The sequence below is a fragment of the uncultured Pseudomonas sp. genome, from assembly GCF_943846705.1.
Taxonomy (GTDB): domain Bacteria; phylum Pseudomonadota; class Gammaproteobacteria; order Pseudomonadales; family Pseudomonadaceae; genus Aquipseudomonas.
In genome coordinates, this window is record NZ_OX044366.1 from 494,289 (window position 1) to 514,396 (window position 20,108).

Here is a 20,108-nt window from a genome sequence, read left to right on the forward strand (position 1 = left end):
AGAAGCCGTAAACAGCCCGCTCAGCCCTCTGGCGCCACGCACGCCGATGATTACACTAGCGCCACTTTTCTGGAGCTTCTTGCAATGACCCTGATGACCTTTGTCTACCTGATCGCCGGCCTGGTGCTACTGGTCGCCGGCGCCGAAGTATTGGTGCGCGGCGCCGCCAAACTGGCCGCGCAGTTCGGCATTCCGCCGCTGGTCATTGGCCTCACGGTCGTGGCATTCGGCACCAGCGCCCCGGAAACCGCCGTCAGCGTGCAAGCAGCATTTAACAACAGCGGCGACCTGGCCATCGGCAATGTAGTCGGCAGCAATATCGCCAACGTCCTGCTGATTCTCGGCATGACCGCTCTGGTCGCCCCACTGATCGTCTCGCGCCAACTGATCCGCCTGGATGTTCCGATCATGATCGGTGCCAGCCTGGTGGTGTATGCCCTGGCCTGGGACGGCAGCCTCAGCCGCCTCGACGGCGCGCTGCTGTTTGCCGGCATCATCGCCTACACCGCCTTCCTGATCATCAGCTCACGCCGTGATAAAGCGTCTGAGCAAGACGATCAGTTTGCCAAGGAGTTCGGCCTCGACGAGCCAGCCAAACCCTACGCCTGGGCGATCAACCTGGGCCTGATCATCGCCGGCCTGGTGCTGCTGGTCAGCGGTTCCAACTTCCTGGTTGAAGGCGCCGTGAGCCTGGCGCGCGCCTTAGGGTTATCGGAGCTGGTGATCGGCCTGACAGTGGTGGCCATCGGCACTTCACTGCCGGAGTTGGCCACCTCAATCATGGCCGCGATCCGGGGCGAGCGTGATATCGCCGTGGGCAATATCGTCGGCAGCAACATCTTCAACCTGCTCTGCGTATTGGGCCTGGCTTCAATGGTTTCGCCACAGGCGATTAACGTGGCGGCCAATGCGCTGGCCTTTGACTTCCCGATCATGATTGCCGTGGCGGTGGCCTGCCTGCCGATCTTCTTCGCCGGTTACCGCATCAACCGCTGGGAAGGCCTGCTGTTTATCGCTTACTACGCGGCTTACACGCTGTACCTGGTGCTGTCCTCAACCGGCCGCCCCTTCGCCGATGTGTTTGGCGAGGCCATGCTCGGCTACGCCCTGCCGCTGACGGCCGTGACCCTGATGATCATTGCGGCGCGCGCCTGGCACAAGCAGAAAGCCTGACAGGCACGAGGAGAACGCCAGAACGAAGAAGCCGACGCGAACGTCGGCTTTTTGTACCAGCGATGACCCTACGTCCGGCGCTAGATCCAGCCAACAAACTGCAACACCAACAACCCAAGATTGGTACTGATCACCGACGCCAGGGTGGTGATGACAATTATCGCGGCCGCCAGCTCATAGTTAGCACCCACTGCCTTGGCCATGACAAAGCTGGCCGCCGCCGTCGGGCTGACGAAATACAGAAACAGAATCCCCAGGTCAGCACCGCGAAACCCGCACAGCCCCGCGCCCAGCGTCGCCAGCAGCGGTAACCAGAGCACCTTCATCAGGCTCGAACTGACGGCCACACCACTGCCCTGGCGCAAGGAATCCAACGTCAGCGTGGCGCCGATGCAGATCAACGCCAGCGGCAGGCTCATCTGCGCAAAATAGCCCCCGGAGGTCAGCAACCACTCGGGCAGAGGGATTTTCCAGGCGGCAAACGGAATCGCCAGCAATACGCCGACGATCAATGGATTGGTCGCAATATTCTTCGCCAGGCTCCACACATCGGTCTTGGCCTGCGGGCTGTAGATCGCCAGGATGATCGCCGACAGCACGTTGTACGTAAGAATCACCACGCCGCCGAGCACCGCACCCACCGACAGCCCGTAATCGCCGTACATGCTGGTCGCCAGCGCCAAGCCGACAATGCCGTTATTGCCGCGAAAAGCGCCTTGGGTATACACGCCGCGATCGGCCTCGGGGCAACGCAGAACCGACCAGCCCCACGCCAGCAGGAAGCAGCCCAGAGTGGCCAGGGCAAAATACAGCAGCAGTGCCGGCTGTAACGCGGTGCTCAGGTCGGCCTTGATGATCCCCAGAAACAACAAGGTCGGCAGGGTGCCACGAAATACCAGCGTCGAAGCGGTGTTGATAAACGCCGCGTCAATCAGCGCAAGGCGCTTGAGCACCACGCCGAGAAACAGCATGGAAAACACCGGAGCCGTAACGCTGATGGTTTGCTGGACAACGGCGAGCATGGCAGCCCCTGGCAACTACTTAGATAGGGCGCTAATGATAGCAAGGCCGCCTCGCAAAAAGCTTTCAGCAACCTGTCAGGAGGGGAAAACGCCGGGAGCGATGTTTAACGTCGCACAGCGACGGCCCGCAGGATGGCTGCCATGGATGGCCGGCGATAAAAATAATCTTTAGAGCCTGCTTACGCTCTCGCCGGTTAGATCCATGCAAGGCACTACGTCAGTCACAGCCTGCGGCTGGTCAACACAGCGAGGAAGCGGACTGGGCTCGCTAAAGCGTGTCAGCCGCGAACGGCTTCCGGGCCTATTTTTACCCAGCATGGCCGCCACGCTGCAGATCCTAAGCAGGGGCTTAGCGCCGAACCGGGCGCTTCTGCAGCTTGCGCTGCAAGGTGCGTCGGTGCATGCCCAGAGCGCGGGCCGTGGCGGAGATATTGCCTTCATGCTCGCTGAGGACGCGCTGGATATGCTCCCACTGCAGGCGGTCCACCGACATCGGGTTTTCCGGCACCAGGCTGTCCAAATCGGCATGCTGGGTCAGCAGCGCGGCCAGCACATCGTCGGCGTCGGCGGGCTTGCACAGGTAATTGCAGGCCCCGCGCTTGATCGCCTCCACGGCGGTGGCAATGCTCGAATAGCCGGTAAGAATCACCACACGCATTTCCGCGTCCAGCTCCAGCAGCTTGGGCAGCAGCACCAGGCCGGAGTCACCTTCCATTTTCAGGTCGACCACGGCGTAATCCGGCAGATCCTGCTCAGCCAGGGCCAGGCCTTCTTCGGCGGAACCGGCGGTGGAAACCCGCAAGCCACGACGACTCATGGCGCGCGCCATAACGCGGGTGAAGGTGGGGTCGTCATCGACCAGCAGCAGGTGCGGTTGCTCCTCACCTTCAAACAGAACTTCGTCACTCATACTCAATGCTTCCTTAGGCTCGGCCATAGGCGCGCGGCAACTTCAGCTCGGTGAGCGTGCCGCCTTCTTCGTGGTTATACAGTTTAACCGTGCCGCCGGCACGGGTGACGCTGGCCTGACTGAGGAATAAGCCGAGGCCAAAACCCTTGCCCTTGGTGGTGAAGAACGGCCGCCCCAGCTGCTCGGCAATCGCCAGCGGTACGCCGTCGCCAAAATCGCGAATACTCAGACGCAGCCACTGGTGGTCCCAGTCCAGGCGAATATCCAGTTTGTCCGGGCAGGCATCGGCGGCGTTGTTCAGCAGGTTCAGCAGCGCCTGGGTCAGATCAGCCGGCGGCATCAAACGTGGTGGCGTGCCGCGCCCCAGGCACTGATAACGATAACTGGCTTCCGGGCGCATCAGGTGCCAGCGATTGAGGGCGGCCTCCAGCCACTCCACCGACGACAACTCGACCACAGCCTGGCGCCGATCCGCCTCGGCGGCGCGCACCAGATGCTGCAGGGTTTCTTTGCATAACTTGACCTGTTCCTGCAGCACCGCCAGGTCCTCCTGCAGGGTCGGCTCCTGGTGCTCGCGGCGCAGCTCCTTGATCAGCACACTCATGGTCGCCAAGGGGGTGCCCAGCTCATGCGCAGCACCGGCGGCCTGGGTGGCCACGGCGAGCAGCTGCTGGTCACGCAGGCCTTCCTCACGGCGCTCGGCGCGCAGCTCTTCCTGGTGGCGCAGCTCTTCGGCCATTTTCGCCACGAAGAAGGTAATCAAGCCGGCAGCCAGGGCGAAACTCAGCCACATGCCATAGATCAGCAGGCTTTCCCGTGGCCCCTGCGGTAAATCCAGCGGGTGCGACCAGATCAACAAAAAGGTGTAACCGCCCAACGCCAACCCCGACAGGGTGATGGTGTACAGCCAGGGCAGGATCGCTGCGGCAATGGTCAGCGGCACCAGGTAATAGGAGACAAAGGGGTTGGTCGAGCCACCCGAGTAATACAACAACAGGCTGTGGATGATCAGGTCGCAGGCCAGTTGCACGGCGTACTCCTGCTCAGTCACCGGCCACGGCCCGCGCAGGCGCAGCGCTGTCAGCAGGCACAGCACCAGGGAAACCCCGAGGGTGACGCTCAGCTCCAGCCAGGGCAGCGGCAACGCCCCGGACTTGTAGGCCAGGCCCACTGAACCGGCCTGCGCGGCCAGCACCAGAATGCGGATCAAGGTCAGGCGCCAAAGGTTTTGCCGGCTCGCCGACAGTAGCTGCACAGGTGCGAGCATAGAATCTCCCAGATGCTCAAAGGTGCCCATCAGGTGGGCCGCAGAAGTATAACCAAGCGCCTGTGCAGCCAACTGCGGCAACACGCCGCAGCGGCAACACGCTGAGGAAAAAGTGGAACCCGAGTTAACCCGACCAGTCAGATAGCTACGTCTACCCTCAGGAAAGCCGCGCATAGCCCATGCGCCCATCACTCAAAGGAACCGTCATGCTGCCATTGTCCCGCCTCGCCACCGCCCTACTGCTGAGTGCCACTGCCCTGATAAGCGCTACGGCCATGGCCGACGACGCACGCTACAACCAGGTCGCGCTGCGCGCCGAGGTCAATCAGGAAATCGCCCACGACCTGATGCACGTCACCCTCTACAGCGAAGCCCAAGACAGCGACCCGGCCGCCCTCGCCGCGCAAATCAGCAAGACCCTCAACGCCAGCATCGCTCAGGCGCGCAAGGTCAAAGGCGTCAGCGTCACCTCTGGCAGCCGTAACAGTTACCCGGTGTACGACGATAAGGGCCAGAAAATCACCGCCTGGCGCGAGCGCGCCGAATTGCGTTTGGAAAGCGCTAACTTCAGCGCCCTGTCCACGCTCACCGGAGAAATGCTGCAAACCCTGAAAATGGGCGGGATGAACTTCAGCATTGCCGACGACACCCGCAAGACCCACGAAGATGCGCTGCTCAAGGATGCCGTGGCCGCGTTCAAGGCGCGCGCCCAGCTTGCCACCGAAGCGCTGGGCGGCAGTGGCTACAAGCTGGTCAGCCTGAGCCTGAATACGGGCGGTTTCCAGCGTCCGATGCCGATGCGCATGGAAATGATGAAAGGTGCGGCGATGATGGATGCTGCAGTTACCCCCGAGATCGAAGCCGGCACCAGCCAGGTCAGCATCAACGCTGACGGGGTGATCGAAGTGCAGATGCCGTAAAAACTGCTACAAACAGAAGCAGCGCCGTTGTCCGACGATAGCGGCGCTTTGCCATGTGTTCCCCGCACAATTATAAAAATGCGACAACAACAGATAACTGCACCGCAAATCCTGCCTCTACTGCAACATGCCGCTTGCCTGCGGCACACGCCCTGCATAGCTTCTCCCAAGGTCTCCACAAGAGCCCCCTCAGGATCACAACCACAATAACCATGAGGTCACTATGCGTAAGAACGCCGTCATCCAGGCTTTACTCGCCGCTGGGCTGATCGCCAGCACCCCGCTTGCCAGCGCCGCCAATAACCTGGTGTTCTGCTCCGAAGGCAGCCCAGCTGGGTTCGACCCGGGCCTGTACACCACCGGCACCGACTTCGATGCCGCAGCGGAAACCGTGTTCAACCGCTTGAGTCAGTTTGAGCGTGGCGGCACCGCAGTGATTCCTGGTCTCGCCGAGAAGTGGGACATCAGCGAAGACGGTCTGAACTACACCTTTCATCTACGCCCGGGCGTGAAGTTCCATACCACCGAGTACTTCACCCCAAGCCGCAGCTTCAACGCCGATGACGTGCTATTCACCTTCCAGCGCATGCTCGACAAGGATCACCCGTTCCGCAAAGCCTACCCGACGGAGTTCCCCTATTTCACTGATATGGGTATGGACGCCAACATCGCCAAGATCGAAAAACTCGACGACATGACCGTCAAGTTCAGTCTTAACGAGGTCGACGCCGCCTTTATCCAGAACCTGGCCATGAGCTTCGCCTCGATTCAGTCCGCCGAATACGCCGATAGCCTGCTCAAGGCCGGCAAGGCCGCTGACATCAACCAGAAGCCGATCGGCACTGGTCCATTCGTATTCAGCCGTTACCAGAAAGATGCGGTGATCCGCTTCAAGGGCAACAAGGAATACTGGCAGCCGGATGAGGTCAAGCTCGACAACCTGATCTTCGCCATCAACACCGACGCCTCGGTGCGCATGCAGAAGCTCAAAGCCGGCGAATGCCAGGTCACCCTGTTCCCCCGCCCGGCAGATTTGGATGCACTGCAGAAAGACCCGAACCTGAACATGCCGGAACAAGCTGGGTTCAACGTCGGCTATATCGCCTACAACGTCACTCACCCGCCGTTCGATAAGCTCGAAGTGCGTCAGGCCATGGACATGGCGGTGAACAAGCAGGGCATCATCGACGCGGTGTACCAGAGCGCCGGCCAACTGGCGGTCAACGGCATGCCGCCGACCCAGTGGTCGTATAACCAGAGCATCAAGGACCCGGCCTACAACCCGGAAAAAGCCAAGGAACTGCTCAAGGCTGCCGGCATCAAGGAAGGCACCGAAATCACCCTATGGGCCATGCCCGTGCAGCGCCCGTATAACCCTAACGCCAAGCTGATGGCCGAGATGCTGCAAAGCGACTGGGCCAAGGTCGGCATCAAGGCCAAGATCGTCAGCTACGAGTGGGGCGAGTACCTCAAACGCGCCAAGGCCGGCGAGCACGACGCCATGCTGATCGGCTGGAGCGGCGACAACGGTGACCCGGACAATTGGCTCGGCACCCTGTACGGCTGCGACGCAGTGGACGGCAACAACTTCTCCAAATGGTGCGATGCCGACTACAACAAGCTGGTAAAAGCCGCCAAGCGCGTGACCAACACCGCCGAGCGCACCGAGCTGTACAAGCAAGCCCAGGTGATTCTCAAACGTGAAGTACCGATCACCCCGATCGCCCACTCCACGGTCTACCAGCCGATGAGCAAGAAGGTCGTGGACTTCAAGATCAGTCCGTTCGCGCTGAACTCGTTCTACGGCGTCGGCGTCAAGTAACAGCAGCCCTCAACCATGCTGGCGAGCGGTTTATCCAACCACTCGCCAGCCGGACAACGGCAGCCTACCCGGCCACCGCTTGCACGCTGCGTATAACCCGAGGATTGCGTTAATGCCTGCACCTATCTGGCTACGTCCAACCGGCTGGCTCGCTGTTGCCTGCCGCGTCCTACCTGCAAAGCGCACGCTCGCCTGGCACCCAAGTGCCGAGCCACACGCCGCCCTACAACAGCGCCAGGCCATGCAGCCCCGCGCACGCCTACCCTTGATGGAGCACTGACTCGCATGCTGGCTTTTATTGCTCGCCGCCTGGGGCTGCTGATCCCCACCTTTTTTGGCGTCACCCTGCTGACCTTCGCACTGATTCGTATGATCCCCGGCGATCCGGTAGAAGTAATGATGGGCGAACGTCGCGTTGACCCGGTGATGCACGCCGAGGCCATGGAGCGCCTGGGCCTGAACAAACCGTTGTATGCCCAATATTTCGACTACCTCGGCCAGCTGGCTCAGGGCGACCTGGGTGAGTCGCTGCGCACCCGCACCAGCGTCTGGAGTGAATTCACCACCCTGTTTCCCGCCACCCTGGAGCTGGCTTTAGCTGCCCTGTTGTTCGCCGGCAGCCTGGGATTGATTGCCGGGGTGATCGCCGCCCTCAAGCGCGGCTCGTTGTTCGACCACGGGGTGATGGGCATCTCGCTGGCCGGCTATTCCATGCCGATTTTCTGGTGGGGCCTGCTGCTGATCATGTTCTTCTCCGTGTGGCTGGGCTGGACGCCAGTGTCCGGGCGCATCGACCTGCTCTACGACATCCCGCCCGTTACCGGCTTTATGTTGATCGACACCCTGCTGGCCGATGAACCCGGGGCGTTTGCCGACGCGCTGCACCACCTGATTCTGCCAGCCATTGTGCTTGGCACCATTCCCCTGGCGGTGATCGCGCGCATGACCCGCTCGGCCATGCTCGAAGTGCTGCGCGAGGATTATGTGCGCACTGCCCGCGCCAAAGGCCTGTCGCCAGCCCGCGTGGTGTTCGTGCATGGCCTGCGCAATGCGCTGATCCCGGTGCTCACGGTGTTCGGCCTGCAAATCGGCGCGCTGCTGGCCGGCGCGGTGCTGACCGAAACCATCTTCTCCTGGCCCGGCATCGGCAAATGGCTGATCGAGTCGATCGGCGCGCGCGACTACCCGGTGGTGCAGAACGGCATTCTGCTGATCGCCTGCCTGGTGATCCTGGTCAACTTCGTGGTGGACATCCTCTATGGCCTGGCTAATCCACGCATTCGCCACCAACGCTGAGGATCGACCATGACCTGCTGCGCGTCGGCGATACCGCGTCAAAATCCATCTCGAGATGCTCATTGGCTAGAGCCAACTCCGCTCTCTCGACGATTTTTTCCTTGCCTCGCTCTAGCTCGCGAGGCCATGAAGCGATTTTCCGGAGCCAACCATGGCAACTGAATACACCACACCCCTCGACCAGAGCCTGCTCTACCCCTCGCCACTCAAAGAATTCTGGCAAGCCTTCGCCCATAACAAGGGCGCGGTCGCCGGGCTGTTGTTTATGCTCGTGCTGGTGATCTGCGCGCTGTTCGCGCCGTGGATTGCGCCGCACGACCCCAGCGAGCAATACCGCGACTTTATGCTCAACCCGCCGGCCTGGCTGGAGGGTGGCCAGGCGCAGTTTTTCCTCGGCACCGACGAGGTCGGCCGCGACCTGCTCTCGCGGCTGATTCACGGCGCGCGACTGTCACTGCTGATCGGCCTGGCCTCAGTGCTGATGTCGCTGATCCCCGGCATCCTGCTGGGGCTGGTCGCGGGCTTCTATCCGCGCCTGCTCGGCCCGTCGATCATGCGCCTGATGGACATTATGCTGGCCCTGCCCTCACTGCTGCTGGCAGTGGCCATCGTCGCCATCCTCGGCCCCGGGCTGATCAACACCATCTTTGCCATCGCCATCGTCTCGCTACCGTCGTACGTGCGCCTGACCCGCGCCGCAGTGATGGGCGAACTGAACCGCGACTACGTCACCGCCTCGCGCCTGGCTGGCGCCAACCTGCCACGACTGATGTTTATCACCGTGCTGCCCAACTGCATGGCACCGCTGATCGTGCAGGCCACCTTGAGTTTTTCCTCGGCAATTCTCGATGCCGCGGCCCTGGGCTTTCTCGGCCTCGGCGTGCAACCGCCAACACCTGAGTGGGGCACCATGCTGGCCTCGGCGCGCGACTACATCGAGCGCGCCTGGTGGGTGGTATCGCTGCCAGGGCTGACCATTCTGCTCAGCGTGCTGGCGATCAATCTGATGGGCGACGGGCTGCGTGATGCACTCGACCCAAAACTCAAGAATGCGCAGTGAGGAACCCCGCATGAGCCTATTGGATATTAACAACCTCAGCGTGCGCTTCGGCGACGCCACTGCCGTTCCCGTCGTCGATGGCCTCGATCTGTGCGTTGAAAAGGGCGAAGTGTTGGCGATTGTTGGCGAGTCCGGCTCGGGCAAATCGGTGACCATGCTGGCGCTGATGGGCCTGATCGACGCGCCCGGCATCGTCACGGCCGACAGCCTGCAGTTCGACGGCACCGACATGCTGCGCCTCAAGGGCCGCCAGCGTCGGCACATTGTCGGCAAGGACCTGTCGATGATTTTTCAGGACCCGATGACCGCCCTCAACCCGAGCTTTACCGTGGGCTTCCAGATCGAGGAAGTGTTGCGCCAGCACCTGGGCCTCAAGGGCCAGGCCGCCCGCGAGCGCGCCCTACAGTTGCTCGATCGGGTGGAAATCCCCGCCGCCGCCAGCCGCTTGAATACCTACCCGCACCAGCTCTCCGGCGGCATGAGCCAACGGGTGGCGATTGCCATGGCGATTGCCGCCGAGCCCAAGCTGTTGATCGCCGACGAGCCGACCACCGCGCTGGACGTGACCATTCAGGCGCAGATCATGGAGCTGCTGGTCAGCCTGCAGCGCGAACGGGATATGGGCCTGGTGCTGATTACCCACGACCTGGCCGTGGTCGCTGAAACCGCGCAACGGGTCTGCGTGATGTACGCCGGGCAAGCGGTGGAGATCGGCCACGTGCCGCAACTGTTCAACGCCCCAACGCACCCCTATACCGAAGCGCTGCTCAAGGCGATCCCCGAGCACAGCCAAGGCCAACGCCGCCTGACCACCCTGCCCGGCATCGTCCCAGGTCGCTACGACCGCCCGGCAGGCTGCCTGCTGTCACCCCCGCTGCCCCTACGCCCAACCCCGTTGTCGCGAACAGCGGCCAAGCCTGGATAGCCATGCACGCGGCGCTGTGCGCTGCTTTTATCCGCTCAACCTGACTGCGGAGGTGGCCTGATGAGCACTGTTCTAACTGCCCGCGAGCTAACCCGGCACTACGACATCTCGCGCGGTCTGTTCCAGCCCAACGCCCAGGTGCAGGCGCTGAATGGGGTGTCCTTCGAGCTACAGGCGGGCAAGACCCTGGCTGTGGTTGGTGAATCCGGCTGCGGTAAGTCCACCCTGGCCCGCGCGCTGACGCTGATCGAAGAGCCCAGCTCCGGCTCGCTGCAGATCGCCGGGCAGGAAGTGACAGGCGCTAACAAAGCGCAACGCAAACAGCTGCGCCGCGACGTGCAGATGGTCTTTCAGAACCCCTACGCTTCACTCAATCCTCGGCAAAAAGTCGGCGACCAACTCGCTGAGCCGCTGCTGATCAACACCTCACTGGCGCGCCTGGAGCGCAGGGAAAAAGTCCAGGCGATGATGCAGCAGGTCGGCCTGCGCCCCGAGCATTACCAGCGCTACCCGCACATGTTCTCCGGCGGTCAGCGTCAGCGCATCGCCCTGGCGCGGGCGATGATGTTGCAGCCCAAGGTGCTGGTGGCGGACGAGCCGACCTCAGCCTTGGACGTATCGATCCAGGCCCAGGTGCTCAACCTGTTTATGGACCTGCAGGAGCAGTTCAACACCGGCTATGTGTTTATCTCGCACAACCTCTCGGTGGTGCGGCATGTGGCCGACGATGTGATGGTGATGTACCTCGGCCGCCCGGTGGAAATGGGTCCCAGCGAGCAGCTTTACCAACGCCCGCTGCACCCTTACACCCAGGCACTGCTATCCGCGACACCGACCATTCACCCTGACCCGAGCAAAGCCAAGATCAAGATCAGTGGCGAACTGCCCAACCCCCTGTCACCGCCCAGCGGCTGCGCGTTCCACCAGCGCTGCCCACATGCCAACGCGCGTTGTCAGGCTGAACAGCCCGCCCTGCGCTTGCTGGATACGCGGCAGGTGGCCTGCCACCATGCCGAGCAGATCAATAGTTAAAGCGCCGTGCGGGGCTTATTGCTGCGCAGCATTCGCCCCGTAGAACAACCGATAACCCAGCAGACCGACAGCCTCATTGAGCAGCAAGCCGTTCTGCCAGAGCGCCTTGCTTTCCGGCAACCAGCCGCCCAACGGGCGGCCATTCGGCGTGCCGAGAAAGCCCATCGGCGCACTGACCACCTGCACACCGGCCTGCTCGAAGCTCCAGCGCGCCCTGGGCATATGCCAAGCCTGAGTCACCAGCACCACGCGGGTAATACCTGCTTGCTTCAGCAGCTCAGCGCTGTGGGTCGCATTCTCCCAGGTGGTGCGGCTCAAGCCTTCCTGCCAACGCACCGGCAAGCCGTAGTCACGCACCAGCACGTCGGCCATCAGCGCGGCCTCGCTCGGCGGAGCACCGTAATGCAGCCCACCGGAAGTCAGCAGCGGCAAACCCGAGGCCTTGGCCAAGCGGGCGGCATAACGTACCCGCTCCAATGCCAGCAGACTGGGTTGATCCGCGCCCCAGCCGGGGTCAGCCAGCTCGCGCCCACCACCCAAAACCACAATCACCTCAGCATGCTGAGACAGACCGGCCCACTGCGCCTCGGCCAATGCCGCCTCGCTTTCCAACAGCCGCGCCGACTGCTCGACCACCACCGGCAAGCTGAACAGCCACATCCCGCCCAGCCCGGCAATCAGGCAGGCGGCCGCCAATCGTGGCCAGCGACCACGCAGCCGCCAAGCGGCCAACAGCAAAAGCAGAAAAAGACCGGGAGGAAGAAAAAACTGTTTGAGGATGTAGCGAATCGGCATTGAGCACCTCCAAGGGTGCGCGCAGCCTAACGATGATTGCTCGCCCGAAACAACTGCGAGCCACACGCCGAGCAGACCTGCACAACATTGCCTGACTGCCAGTCAGCCAACTTGCCACACAGGGCGCAACACAGTTGCAAGCGGTGCTTGAGCAACGGCTTAACCTTTCTCGGCAGCGCCACAGCGGCCTTGCGCCCATTGCGCCCGCTCTGGCGCACGCGTTGAAACTGCTCGATCTGCGCCATTTCCTGAGCCGCCGCATGCCAGCCACGCAGCCAGTCCAAGTCATGCTCCAGGTAGGCCCGGATCAACTCCAACTCCGCCGCCGTCAAGCCGCGCAACTCTAATTCAAGCGGCTGCTTTGCAGTCAGCACGCTCAAGTTATCCGCCTCATCCAATGCCGTGGCGAGGCGCTGTAACAGCCGCTCGTAGAGCCCACCAACAGGTGCGCTGCACTTTAACTCTGCCATCCATCACCTCACGCGAGCATCTTTACGCCCCATATTTCAAGCTTAGCGGTCAGCCTTTAACCAGCAGCCCCTGGCGACAAACGGCGAAAGCTCGACGAGCACCGACAGCCTGCTGATTAATCAGGGTTTCCCTGAGCAAGCGGGGGTCATGTATGCTACGGCGTTTCCCGCAAGCCCTCATTCCAAGCGCCGGTAGCCATGCAAGAACAGTATTCGCCCCGTGAAATCGAAGCCGCCGCGCAGTCCCATTGGGATGCGCAGAACTCATTTGTAGTCAGTGAACAGCCAGGCAAAGAGACCTTCTACTGCCTGTCGATGTTCCCCTATCCGAGCGGCAAGCTGCACATGGGCCATGTGCGCAACTACACCATCGGCGATGTGATCGCCCGCTATCAGCGCATGCAGGGCAAGAACGTGCTGCAGCCGATGGGCTGGGACGCCTTTGGTATGCCGGCGGAAAACGCCGCGATGAAGAATAAAGTCGCGCCGGCCAAGTGGACCTACGAAAACATCGAGTACATGAAGACCCAGCTCAAGAGCCTGGGCCTGGCAGTGGACTGGACGCGCGAAATCACCACCTGCAAGCCGGACTACTACCGCTGGGAGCAGTGGCTGTTCACTCAGCTGTTCGAAAAAGGCGTGATTTACCGCAAGAACGGCAGCGTTAACTGGGACCCGGTGGACCAGACTGTTCTGGCTAACGAACAAGTGATCGACGGCCGCGGCTGGCGTTCCGGTGCGCTGATCGAGAAGCGCGAAATCCCCATGTACTACTTCAAGATCACCGCTTACGCGGATGAACTCTTGAGCAGCCTCGATGAGCTGGACGGCTGGCCGGAACAGGTCAAGACCATGCAGCGCAACTGGATCGGCAAGAGCTTCGGCGCCGATGTGGTGTTTGACTATGACCTCAGCAGCGTCGGCATCGACGGCCAGCTGAAGGTTTACACCACCCGCCCCGACACCCTGATGGGTGCAACTTACGTCGCCGTGGCCGCCGAACACCCGCTGGCCCAGCGCGCGGCCGAGAGCAATCCGGCCATCGCCGCGTTTATCGCCGAATGCAAAGGTGGCTCCGTGGCCGAGGCCGACATGGCCACCATGGAGAAGAAGGGCGTGGCCACCGGCCAGTTCGTCATCCACCCACTGAGCGGCGACAAGCTGCCGGTATTCGTCGCCAACTACGTGCTGTGGGGCTATGGCGAAGGCGCGGTCATGGCCGTACCGGCACACGATGAGCGCGATTTCGAATTTGCCAACAAGTACAGCCTGCCGATTACTCAGGTGTATGCCGGCGAAGGCAAGGATTACGATGCCAGCCAGTGGCAAGACTGGTATGGCGATAAGGCCGGGCTGACCACGGTCAACTCTGGCCAATACGACAACCTCGATTTCACCGCGGCCTTCGACGCCATCGTCGCCGACCTGGAAGCCAGCGCCCACGGCGCGCGCAAGACCCAGTTCCGCCTGCGTGACTGGGGCATCAGCCGCCAGCGCTACTGGGGCTGCCCGATCCCGATCATTCACTGCGAAACCTGCGGCGATGTACCGGTACCGGAAGACCAGCTGCCCGTCGTGCTGCCCGAGGATGTAGTGCCGGATGGCGCCGGCAGCCCGCTGGCGCGAATGCCTGAGTTCTATAACTGCACCTGCCCGAAATGCGGCAGCGCAGCCAAGCGTGAAACCGACACCATGGACACCTTCGTTGAGTCGTCCTGGTACTTTGCCCGCTTCGCTTCACCGCAGTACACCGGCGGCATGGTCGACCCAGCCGCCGCCAACCACTGGCTGCCGGTCGACCAGTACATCGGCGGCATCGAACACGCCATCCTGCACCTGCTCTACGCGCGCTTCTTCCATAAGCTGATGCGCGATGAAGGCTTGGTGTCTTCCAACGAGCCATTCAAGAACCTGCTGACCCAGGGCATGGTGGTCGCCGAGACTTACTACCGCACCCTGGATAACGGCGGCAAAGACTGGTTCAACCCGGCGGATGTCGAGCTTGAGCGTGACGGCAAAGCCAAGGTCATCAGTGCCACATTGAAATCCGACGGCTTGCCGGTGGAAATTGGTGGCACCGAGAAGATGTCCAAGTCGAAGAACAACGGTGTCGACCCCCAGTCGATGATCGACCAGTTCGGTGCCGACACCTGCCGCCTGTTTATGATGTTCGCCTCGCCGCCAGACATGAGCTGCGAATGGTCCGACGCAGGCGTTGAAGGGGCGCACCGCTTCCTGCGTCGCGTTTGGCGCCTGGCGCAGAACCACGTTAATCAGGGCGTAACTGACGCACTCGACCTCGCCAGCCTGACTGACGAGCAGAAGGCCGTGCGCCGTGCCACTCACCTGGCAATCAAACAGTCCAGCATCGATATTGGCCAGCACCATAAATTCAACACCGCCATCGCCCAGGTGATGACGCTGATGAACGTGCTGGAAAAAGCCCCGCAGGCCACAAACCAGGATCGCGCTCTGCTGCAGGAAGGTCTGCAAGCCGTGGCGCTGCTACTGGCCCCGATCACCCCGCACATCAGCCACCAGCTCTGGCAGGAGCTGGGCCACGATGGCGCGATTATCGACGCGCCCTGGCCACAAGTGGATGAATCGGCCCTGGTGCAGGACACCCTGACCTTGGTCATCCAGGTCAACGGTAAACTGCGCGGACAGATCGAAGTCTCCGCCAGCGCCAGCCGCGAAGAAGTTGAAGCCAGCGCCCGCAGCAACGAAAGCGTGCTGCGCTTCACCGAAGGCTTGAGCATTCGCAAGGTCATCGTGGTGCCTGGCAAACTGGTCAACATCGTAGCCAACTGATTAAGCTCGGCGCGACCGCACAGCGGCGCGCCGCAAGACACGCCAAGGGGATAAAAGATGATCAAACGGAATCTGTTGGTAATTGGCCTGGCTACCCTGCTCAGCGCTTGCGGCTTTCAGCTGCGCGGCACCGGTGACGTGCAGTTCGCCCTGAAAGAACTCGATGTCAGCGCGCGCAATGCCTACGGCGACACCGTCAACCAGCTGCGCGAAGTGCTGCAGAATAACGACGTTCGCGTATACCCGGGCGCTCCGTACCGCCTGGTATTGAGCAACGAACAGGAAAACCGTCGCGCGGCCAGCTTCACCAGCTCGGCGCGTACCGCCGAGTATGAACTGAACAAGACCCTTGAATACGAGATCCGTGGCAGCAAAGACCTGCTGCTGCTGAGTGACAAGGTGGAAGCGCAGAGCTTCTACACCCAGGACAGCAACAACCTGATCGGCGGCGACCAGGAAGCGGCGCAGATTCGCCAGGAAATGAACCGCGAGCTGATCCAGCAACTGGTTCTGCGCCTGCAGCAGATCAACCCGCAACAGCTCGACCAGCTGCAGCAAACCGCAGAAGTCAAGGCCAAGGCTGAAGCCGACGCCCTGGAAGCGGCTCGCCAGCAGCAAGCGGCACAACCGCAGCAGTCGCCGATCCAGCTGCCGATTCCGGCTCAGTAAGCCTGCCGGGCCGCGCAAGCGGCCCCGCTTCGCACCGCGATGAAACTCAACCCCGCACAGCTCGGCAAAAACCTGCAGGGCGCTCTCGCGCCTGTGTATGTGATCAGTGGCGACGAGCCGCTGCTGTGCCAGGAGGCCGCCGACGCCATTCGCGCCGCAACCCGCGAGCAAGGCTTCAGCGAACGCCTGGTATTTAACGCCGACAACAACTTCGACTGGGGCAACCTGCTGCAAGCCGGTGCCAGCCTGTCGCTGTTTGCCGAAAAACGCCTGCTGGAGTTGCGCCTTGGCAACGGCAAACCCAGCGACAAGGGTGCCGCGCTGCTCGAATACCTGGCCCGCCCTGCCGAGGACACCGTGCTGCTGATCAGCCTGCCCAAGCTCGACGGCAACGCGCAGAAGAGCAAGTGGGGCAAGGCGCTGATCGAAGGCGCACACACCCAGTTCGTGCAGATCTGGCCGGTCGATGCTCACCAACTGCCACAATGGATTCGCCAGCGCCTAGCGCAATCTGGCCTAAGTGCCAGCGCCGAAGCAGTGGACATGATCGCCATACGCGTCGAAGGCAATCTGCTCGCTGCGGCGCAAGAAATCGAGAAACTCAAACTGCTCGCCGAAGGCACGCAGATCGATGTCGACACCGTGCAAGCGGCGGTCGCCGACAGCGCGCGCTTTGATGTGTTCGGTTTGATCGATGCGGCCCTGAATGGCGAGGCGGCCCATGCCCTGCGCATGCTCGAAGGCCTGCGCGGCGAAGGTGTGGAGCCGCCGGTGATTCTCTGGGCGCTGGCTCGGGAAATCCGCCTGCTGGCCACCATCGCCCAGCAATATGCCCAAGGCATGCCGCTGGACAAAGCGTTCAGCGCAGCGCGCCCACCAGTCTGGGATAAGCGCCGTCCGCTGGTCAGCAAAGCCCTGCAACGCTTATCCGCCACCCGCTGGGCAGCCTTGTTGCAGGACGCCCAACAGATCGACGCGCAGATCAAAGGCCAGGCGCAGGGCGACCCCTGGACCGGCCTAAGCCTGCTGACCCTGAACCTCTGCGGGCAGCATTTGGCAATCCACGGCTAGACCCCAGTCGCTGGACTTTCCCCGCAGTACGGATCATGCTCCTCTCGCCTGTACCCGACAGGTCATTTCCCGAGGAAACGTCATGGCGAAAAAGACCAAGCACGACCCCAACAAGGCCAAATCCCTGATCGCTCAACCGCTGTTTCGCAGCCGTCAGGAAACGCCCAGCAAAGGCAAAGGCAGCTACCGCCGCGAAGCCTCCCAGCACAACTGGGAGGCTTCATACTTTCTGGCCGCCTGAAACGCCCGCCACAGCCCGCATCACCGCTCAATCATGCTAAGGTTACGGCCTGCAAAACGTGCCGAGACCACCATGCCTTACCTGCTTCTTCGGGGCTTGTCCCATAGCGCCACCGCCTGCATCCTGCTGCTGCTGACCGCCTGCGCCGAAGCGCCTGCACAGCCGCTGGCCGCCACCCCGATCACGGCTAGCGCTGCCCCCGCGAGCCCAATTGCCAGCGCCGCCCTCAGCCCCACGCCACTGCTCAGCTTTGATGAATGGCGCACGCTGCTACGCAGCGATGCCATCGCCGCCGGTATCGACGCAGACCTGTTCGACCGCACATTTGCCGGCATCACCCTTGACCCACGGGTTGTCACCTCGGATAGCAGCCAGCCGGAGTTCACTCGCCCGGTATGGGATTACATCGACGGCGCCGTCTCTGTTTCGCGCATCGCCCAAGGTCGCCTGCTCAAGGCACAGCACCGGCCGACGCTGAAAGCCATTCGCAGCACCTATGCCGTAGACCATGAAGTGCTGATCGCCATCTGGGGCATGGAAAGCAACTACGGCAGCAATATCGGCAGCCACAACGTGATCCGCTCACTGGCCACCTTGGCCTACGACGGCCGCCGCCAAGTGTTCTGGCGCAGCCAGCTGCTCGCCGCCCTGCAAATACTGCAAGCCGGCGACGGCCCGGCAACCGGGCTTATAGGCTCATGGGCCGGCGCGATGGGCCAGACCCAATTTATGCCGACCACCTTCAATCAGCATGCCGTAGATTTTGACGGCGACGGCCGACGTGACCTGTGGAACTCCGCACCAGACGCCCTGGCCTCTGCCGCGCATTACCTACAGGCCTCGGGCTGGGAGAATGGCCAGCCTTGGGGCTTCGAAGTGGACCTACCAAAAGGCTTCGATTACGCCCTTGCCGACCCTGAGGTGCGCCGCAACCTGGCACAGTGGCGTGAGCTTGGGGTCAAAGCAGTCAGAACCATCGACGCCGATCAGCAAAGCCTGGCCACGCTGTTTCTACCTGCGGGGCACCGCGGCCCAGCCTTCCTGTTGCTGAACAACTTCCGCAGCATTCTCAAATACAACAACTCCACCGCCTACGCACTGGCCATCGGCCTGCTCAGCGATGCGCTGGATGGCAACGCTGGCGTGCAAGCCGCCTGGCCACGCAACGACCGTCAGTTAGGCCGTAGCGAGCGCATCGAGCTGCAAACCCTGCTCAGCAATAAAGGCTATGAGCCGGGCCCGGCGGACGGCATTATCGGTGCCAATACACGCAAAGCGGTACGCGCATTCCAGCAGACACAAGGGCTGCCTGCGGACGGCTACCCCAGTTACCAGTTGCTCCAACTGCTCAGATAAGCGCGCACCTGCTGACGCGGCCGCCTGAGCTGCAACCGCCAGACGGCCACTTGCACCACAGGGCACCCCACTGACTGCACGGTCAGCCCTTATGATAGACTGCGCGGCGGCCACAAGCCGCCTCGTCCCCCCGGAGCCTCTAGCGGAGCCCAGATTGCCGATGTCCGATACCTCCCCGCCTAAAACCGTTGCCAGCGGCGAAAAATTTCGCACCACTCAAGGCATCACCGCGATCAAGGACGGGCAGAAACGCCGCGCCTCTAGCGAACCCCAGGTATTCGAACCCAAGCCCAAGTGGCTGCGGGTCAAGGCGCCTGGCGGTAGCCGCTTCGAAGCAGTCAAACGCAACGTCAGCGAACACCGCCTGAGCACCGTGTGCCAGGAATCCCACTGCCCAAATATGGGTGAATGCTGGTCCAACGGCACCGCCACCATCATGCTGATGGGCTCGGTGTGCACCCGTGCCTGCCGTTTTTGCGCGGTAGACACCGGCAACCCCAATGGCTGGCTGGACCTGGAAGAGCCGCAGAACACCGCCAAGTCGGTTGAGCTGATGGCGCTGCGTTATATCGTGCTGACCTCGGTGGATCGCGACGATCTCGACGACGGCGGTGCCGCGCACTACGCCGCCAGCGTGCGGGCGATCAAGGAACGCACCCCCCACGTAGTGGTGGAAGCCCTCACCCCAGATTTCGATGGCGACCTGCAGGCCATCGAGCGTGTGGTCGACTCCGGCCTTGAGGTTTTTGCGCAGAACGTCGAGACAGTCAAACGCCTGACGCATGTTGTACGCGACCCCCGCGCCGGCTACGAAAAGACCTTGCGCGTACTGGAGCACGCCAAACGCCATCGCCCGGACGTACTGACCAAGACCAGCCTGATGCTCGGTCTCGGCGAAACCGACGAGGAAATCCTGCAAACCATGGATGACCTGCGCGCCATCGGCGTGGACATCCTCACCCTCGGACAGTACCTACAGCCGACGCGCAACCACTTGAAGGTGCAGCGCTGGGTCAGCCCGGAAGAGTTCAATCAGTTCCGCGAACTTGGCCTGCAAAAGGGCTTTATGGAAGTCGCCGCCGGCCCACTGGTACGCTCCAGCTACCGCGCCGACAAGGTGTTCGAGAAGAACAACCTGGGCCTAGCGGCTCCCGTTCCGGTGCCGGGACAGCCACTCGACAACAGCCTGATTCCGACGCTTAATCTGAACTGATAGGCGCAAAAAAACGCCTGGCACCTGGATCTATCCGGGAGTCAGGCGTTTTTTT

General features: G+C 62.1%; 17 protein-coding genes and 1 pseudogene. 13 read left to right on the forward strand and 5 right to left on the reverse strand.

Annotated elements, in window-relative coordinates; translation table 11 throughout:
* Positions 1-84 precede the first annotated feature (84 nt).
* Positions 85-1,173: a calcium/sodium antiporter gene (locus tag Q0V31_RS02405; RefSeq protein WP_298184135.1), complete on the forward strand. Its 1,089-nt coding sequence runs from the start codon at positions 85-87 to the stop codon at positions 1,171-1,173.
* An 80-nt stretch (positions 1,174-1,253) separates the two neighbouring features.
* Here Q0V31_RS02405 and Q0V31_RS02410 read toward each other — a convergent pair whose 3' ends face one another.
* The 3 genes from Q0V31_RS02410 to Q0V31_RS02420 form a co-directional block, all read right to left on the reverse strand.
* Positions 1,254-2,195, reverse strand: a complete 942-nt coding sequence (locus Q0V31_RS02410) for an AEC family transporter (protein WP_298184136.1) — start codon at positions 2,193-2,195, stop codon at positions 1,254-1,256.
* A gap of 349 nt (positions 2,196-2,544) precedes the next feature.
* The gene (locus Q0V31_RS02415) at positions 2,545-3,105 is read right to left on the reverse strand and encodes a response regulator transcription factor (protein ID WP_298184137.1); all 561 of its coding nucleotides are present in this window, start codon (positions 3,103-3,105) and stop codon (positions 2,545-2,547) included.
* A 13-nt stretch (positions 3,106-3,118) separates the two neighbouring features.
* Positions 3,119-4,372 (reverse strand): ATP-binding protein, encoded by a 1,254-nt coding sequence (locus Q0V31_RS02420; RefSeq protein WP_298184138.1) that lies wholly within the window; start codon positions 4,370-4,372, stop codon positions 3,119-3,121.
* A gap of 206 nt (positions 4,373-4,578) precedes the next feature.
* Between Q0V31_RS02420 and Q0V31_RS02425 the strand changes: the two genes are divergently transcribed.
* The 6 genes and pseudogenes from Q0V31_RS02425 to Q0V31_RS02450 all read left to right on the forward strand — a co-directional run bounded on the left by Q0V31_RS02425 (position 4,579) and on the right by Q0V31_RS02450 (position 11,427).
* The gene (locus tag Q0V31_RS02425; protein ID WP_298184140.1) at positions 4,579-5,292 is read left to right on the forward strand and encodes an SIMPL domain-containing protein; all 714 of its coding nucleotides are present in this window, start codon (positions 4,579-4,581) and stop codon (positions 5,290-5,292) included.
* Between the two features lie 223 nt (positions 5,293-5,515).
* Positions 5,516-7,114, forward strand: a complete 1,599-nt coding sequence (locus tag Q0V31_RS02430; protein ID WP_298184142.1) for an ABC transporter substrate-binding protein — start codon at positions 5,516-5,518, stop codon at positions 7,112-7,114.
* Positions 7,115-7,399: 285 nt separating this feature from the next.
* Positions 7,400-8,410: an ABC transporter permease subunit gene (locus Q0V31_RS02435; RefSeq protein ID WP_298184146.1), complete on the forward strand. Its 1,011-nt coding sequence runs from the start codon at positions 7,400-7,402 to the stop codon at positions 8,408-8,410.
* A 151-nt stretch (positions 8,411-8,561) separates the two neighbouring features.
* The gene (locus Q0V31_RS02440; RefSeq protein ID WP_298184147.1) at positions 8,562-9,470 is read left to right on the forward strand and encodes an ABC transporter permease subunit; all 909 of its coding nucleotides are present in this window, start codon (positions 8,562-8,564) and stop codon (positions 9,468-9,470) included.
* Between the two features lie 10 nt (positions 9,471-9,480).
* A pseudogene (locus tag Q0V31_RS02445) lies at positions 9,481-10,456 on the forward strand (ABC transporter ATP-binding protein).
* Positions 10,456-11,427, forward strand: a complete 972-nt coding sequence (locus Q0V31_RS02450) for a peptide ABC transporter ATP-binding protein (RefSeq protein WP_298184149.1) — start codon at positions 10,456-10,458, stop codon at positions 11,425-11,427. The pseudogene Q0V31_RS02445 and the gene Q0V31_RS02450 overlap by 1 nt, the downstream one beginning before the upstream one ends.
* Before the next feature lie 15 nt (positions 11,428-11,442).
* Here the strand turns inward: Q0V31_RS02450 and Q0V31_RS02455 are convergent, their stop codons facing one another.
* The gene (locus Q0V31_RS02455; protein WP_298184151.1) at positions 11,443-12,222 is read right to left on the reverse strand and encodes a YdcF family protein; all 780 of its coding nucleotides are present in this window, start codon (positions 12,220-12,222) and stop codon (positions 11,443-11,445) included.
* Between the two features lie 26 nt (positions 12,223-12,248).
* Positions 12,249-12,692 (reverse strand): hypothetical protein, encoded by a 444-nt coding sequence (locus Q0V31_RS02460; protein WP_298184154.1) that lies wholly within the window; start codon positions 12,690-12,692, stop codon positions 12,249-12,251.
* 198 nt (positions 12,693-12,890) lie between these two features.
* Here Q0V31_RS02460 and leuS point away from each other — a divergent pair, with 198 nt between their 5' ends.
* The 6 genes from leuS to lipA all read left to right on the forward strand — a co-directional run bounded on the left by leuS (position 12,891) and on the right by lipA (position 20,053).
* Positions 12,891-15,503, forward strand: a complete 2,613-nt coding sequence (leuS, locus tag Q0V31_RS02465) for a leucine--tRNA ligase (RefSeq protein WP_298184156.1) — start codon at positions 12,891-12,893, stop codon at positions 15,501-15,503.
* A 57-nt stretch (positions 15,504-15,560) separates the two neighbouring features.
* A complete protein-coding gene (lptE, locus tag Q0V31_RS02470; protein WP_298184158.1) occupies positions 15,561-16,172 on the forward strand; it encodes an LPS assembly lipoprotein LptE in 612 nt (203 codons plus the stop codon).
* Positions 16,173-16,211: 39 nt separating this feature from the next.
* Positions 16,212-17,243 carry a DNA polymerase III subunit delta gene (gene holA / locus Q0V31_RS02475; protein WP_298184160.1) on the forward strand — a complete coding sequence of 344 codons (1,032 nt, stop codon included), beginning with the start codon at positions 16,212-16,214 and terminating at the stop codon, positions 17,241-17,243.
* A gap of 82 nt (positions 17,244-17,325) precedes the next feature.
* Positions 17,326-17,484: an alternative ribosome rescue factor ArfA gene (arfA, locus tag Q0V31_RS02480; protein WP_298184162.1), complete on the forward strand. Its 159-nt coding sequence runs from the start codon at positions 17,326-17,328 to the stop codon at positions 17,482-17,484.
* Between the two features lie 72 nt (positions 17,485-17,556).
* Positions 17,557-18,840, forward strand: a complete 1,284-nt coding sequence (locus tag Q0V31_RS02485; protein ID WP_298184164.1) for a lytic murein transglycosylase — start codon at positions 17,557-17,559, stop codon at positions 18,838-18,840.
* 160 nt (positions 18,841-19,000) lie between these two features.
* On the forward strand, positions 19,001-20,053 hold the full coding sequence (gene lipA, locus Q0V31_RS02490; RefSeq protein WP_298184166.1) for a lipoyl synthase: 1,053 nt from the start codon (positions 19,001-19,003) through the stop codon (positions 20,051-20,053).
* The last annotated feature ends 55 nt before the right edge of the window (positions 20,054-20,108 follow it).

Coding starts and splice junctions, on each gene's coding strand:
- Q0V31_RS02405 (WP_298184135.1), top strand. CDS start 85: ATGACCCTGATGACCTTTGTCTACCTGATCGCCGGCCTGGTGCTACTG.
- Q0V31_RS02410 (WP_298184136.1), bottom strand. CDS start 2,195: ATGCTCGCCGTTGTCCAGCAAACCATCAGCGTTACGGCTCCGGTGTTT.
- Q0V31_RS02415 (WP_298184137.1), bottom strand. CDS start 3,105: ATGAGTGACGAAGTTCTGTTTGAAGGTGAGGAGCAACCGCACCTGCTG.
- Q0V31_RS02420 (WP_298184138.1), bottom strand. CDS start 4,372: ATGCTCGCACCTGTGCAGCTACTGTCGGCGAGCCGGCAAAACCTTTGG.
- Q0V31_RS02425 (WP_298184140.1), top strand. CDS start 4,579: ATGCTGCCATTGTCCCGCCTCGCCACCGCCCTACTGCTGAGTGCCACT.
- Q0V31_RS02430 (WP_298184142.1), top strand. CDS start 5,516: ATGCGTAAGAACGCCGTCATCCAGGCTTTACTCGCCGCTGGGCTGATC.
- Q0V31_RS02435 (WP_298184146.1), top strand. CDS start 7,400: ATGCTGGCTTTTATTGCTCGCCGCCTGGGGCTGCTGATCCCCACCTTT.
- Q0V31_RS02440 (WP_298184147.1), top strand. CDS start 8,562: ATGGCAACTGAATACACCACACCCCTCGACCAGAGCCTGCTCTACCCC.
- Q0V31_RS02450 (WP_298184149.1), top strand. CDS start 10,456: ATGAGCACTGTTCTAACTGCCCGCGAGCTAACCCGGCACTACGACATC.
- Q0V31_RS02455 (WP_298184151.1), bottom strand. CDS start 12,222: ATGCCGATTCGCTACATCCTCAAACAGTTTTTTCTTCCTCCCGGTCTT.
- Q0V31_RS02460 (WP_298184154.1), bottom strand. CDS start 12,692: ATGGCAGAGTTAAAGTGCAGCGCACCTGTTGGTGGGCTCTACGAGCGG.
- leuS (WP_298184156.1), top strand. CDS start 12,891: ATGCAAGAACAGTATTCGCCCCGTGAAATCGAAGCCGCCGCGCAGTCC.
- lptE (WP_298184158.1), top strand. CDS start 15,561: ATGATCAAACGGAATCTGTTGGTAATTGGCCTGGCTACCCTGCTCAGC.
- holA (WP_298184160.1), top strand. CDS start 16,212: ATGAAACTCAACCCCGCACAGCTCGGCAAAAACCTGCAGGGCGCTCTC.
- arfA (WP_298184162.1), top strand. CDS start 17,326: ATGGCGAAAAAGACCAAGCACGACCCCAACAAGGCCAAATCCCTGATC.
- Q0V31_RS02485 (WP_298184164.1), top strand. CDS start 17,557: ATGCCTTACCTGCTTCTTCGGGGCTTGTCCCATAGCGCCACCGCCTGC.
- lipA (WP_298184166.1), top strand. CDS start 19,001: ATGTCCGATACCTCCCCGCCTAAAACCGTTGCCAGCGGCGAAAAATTT.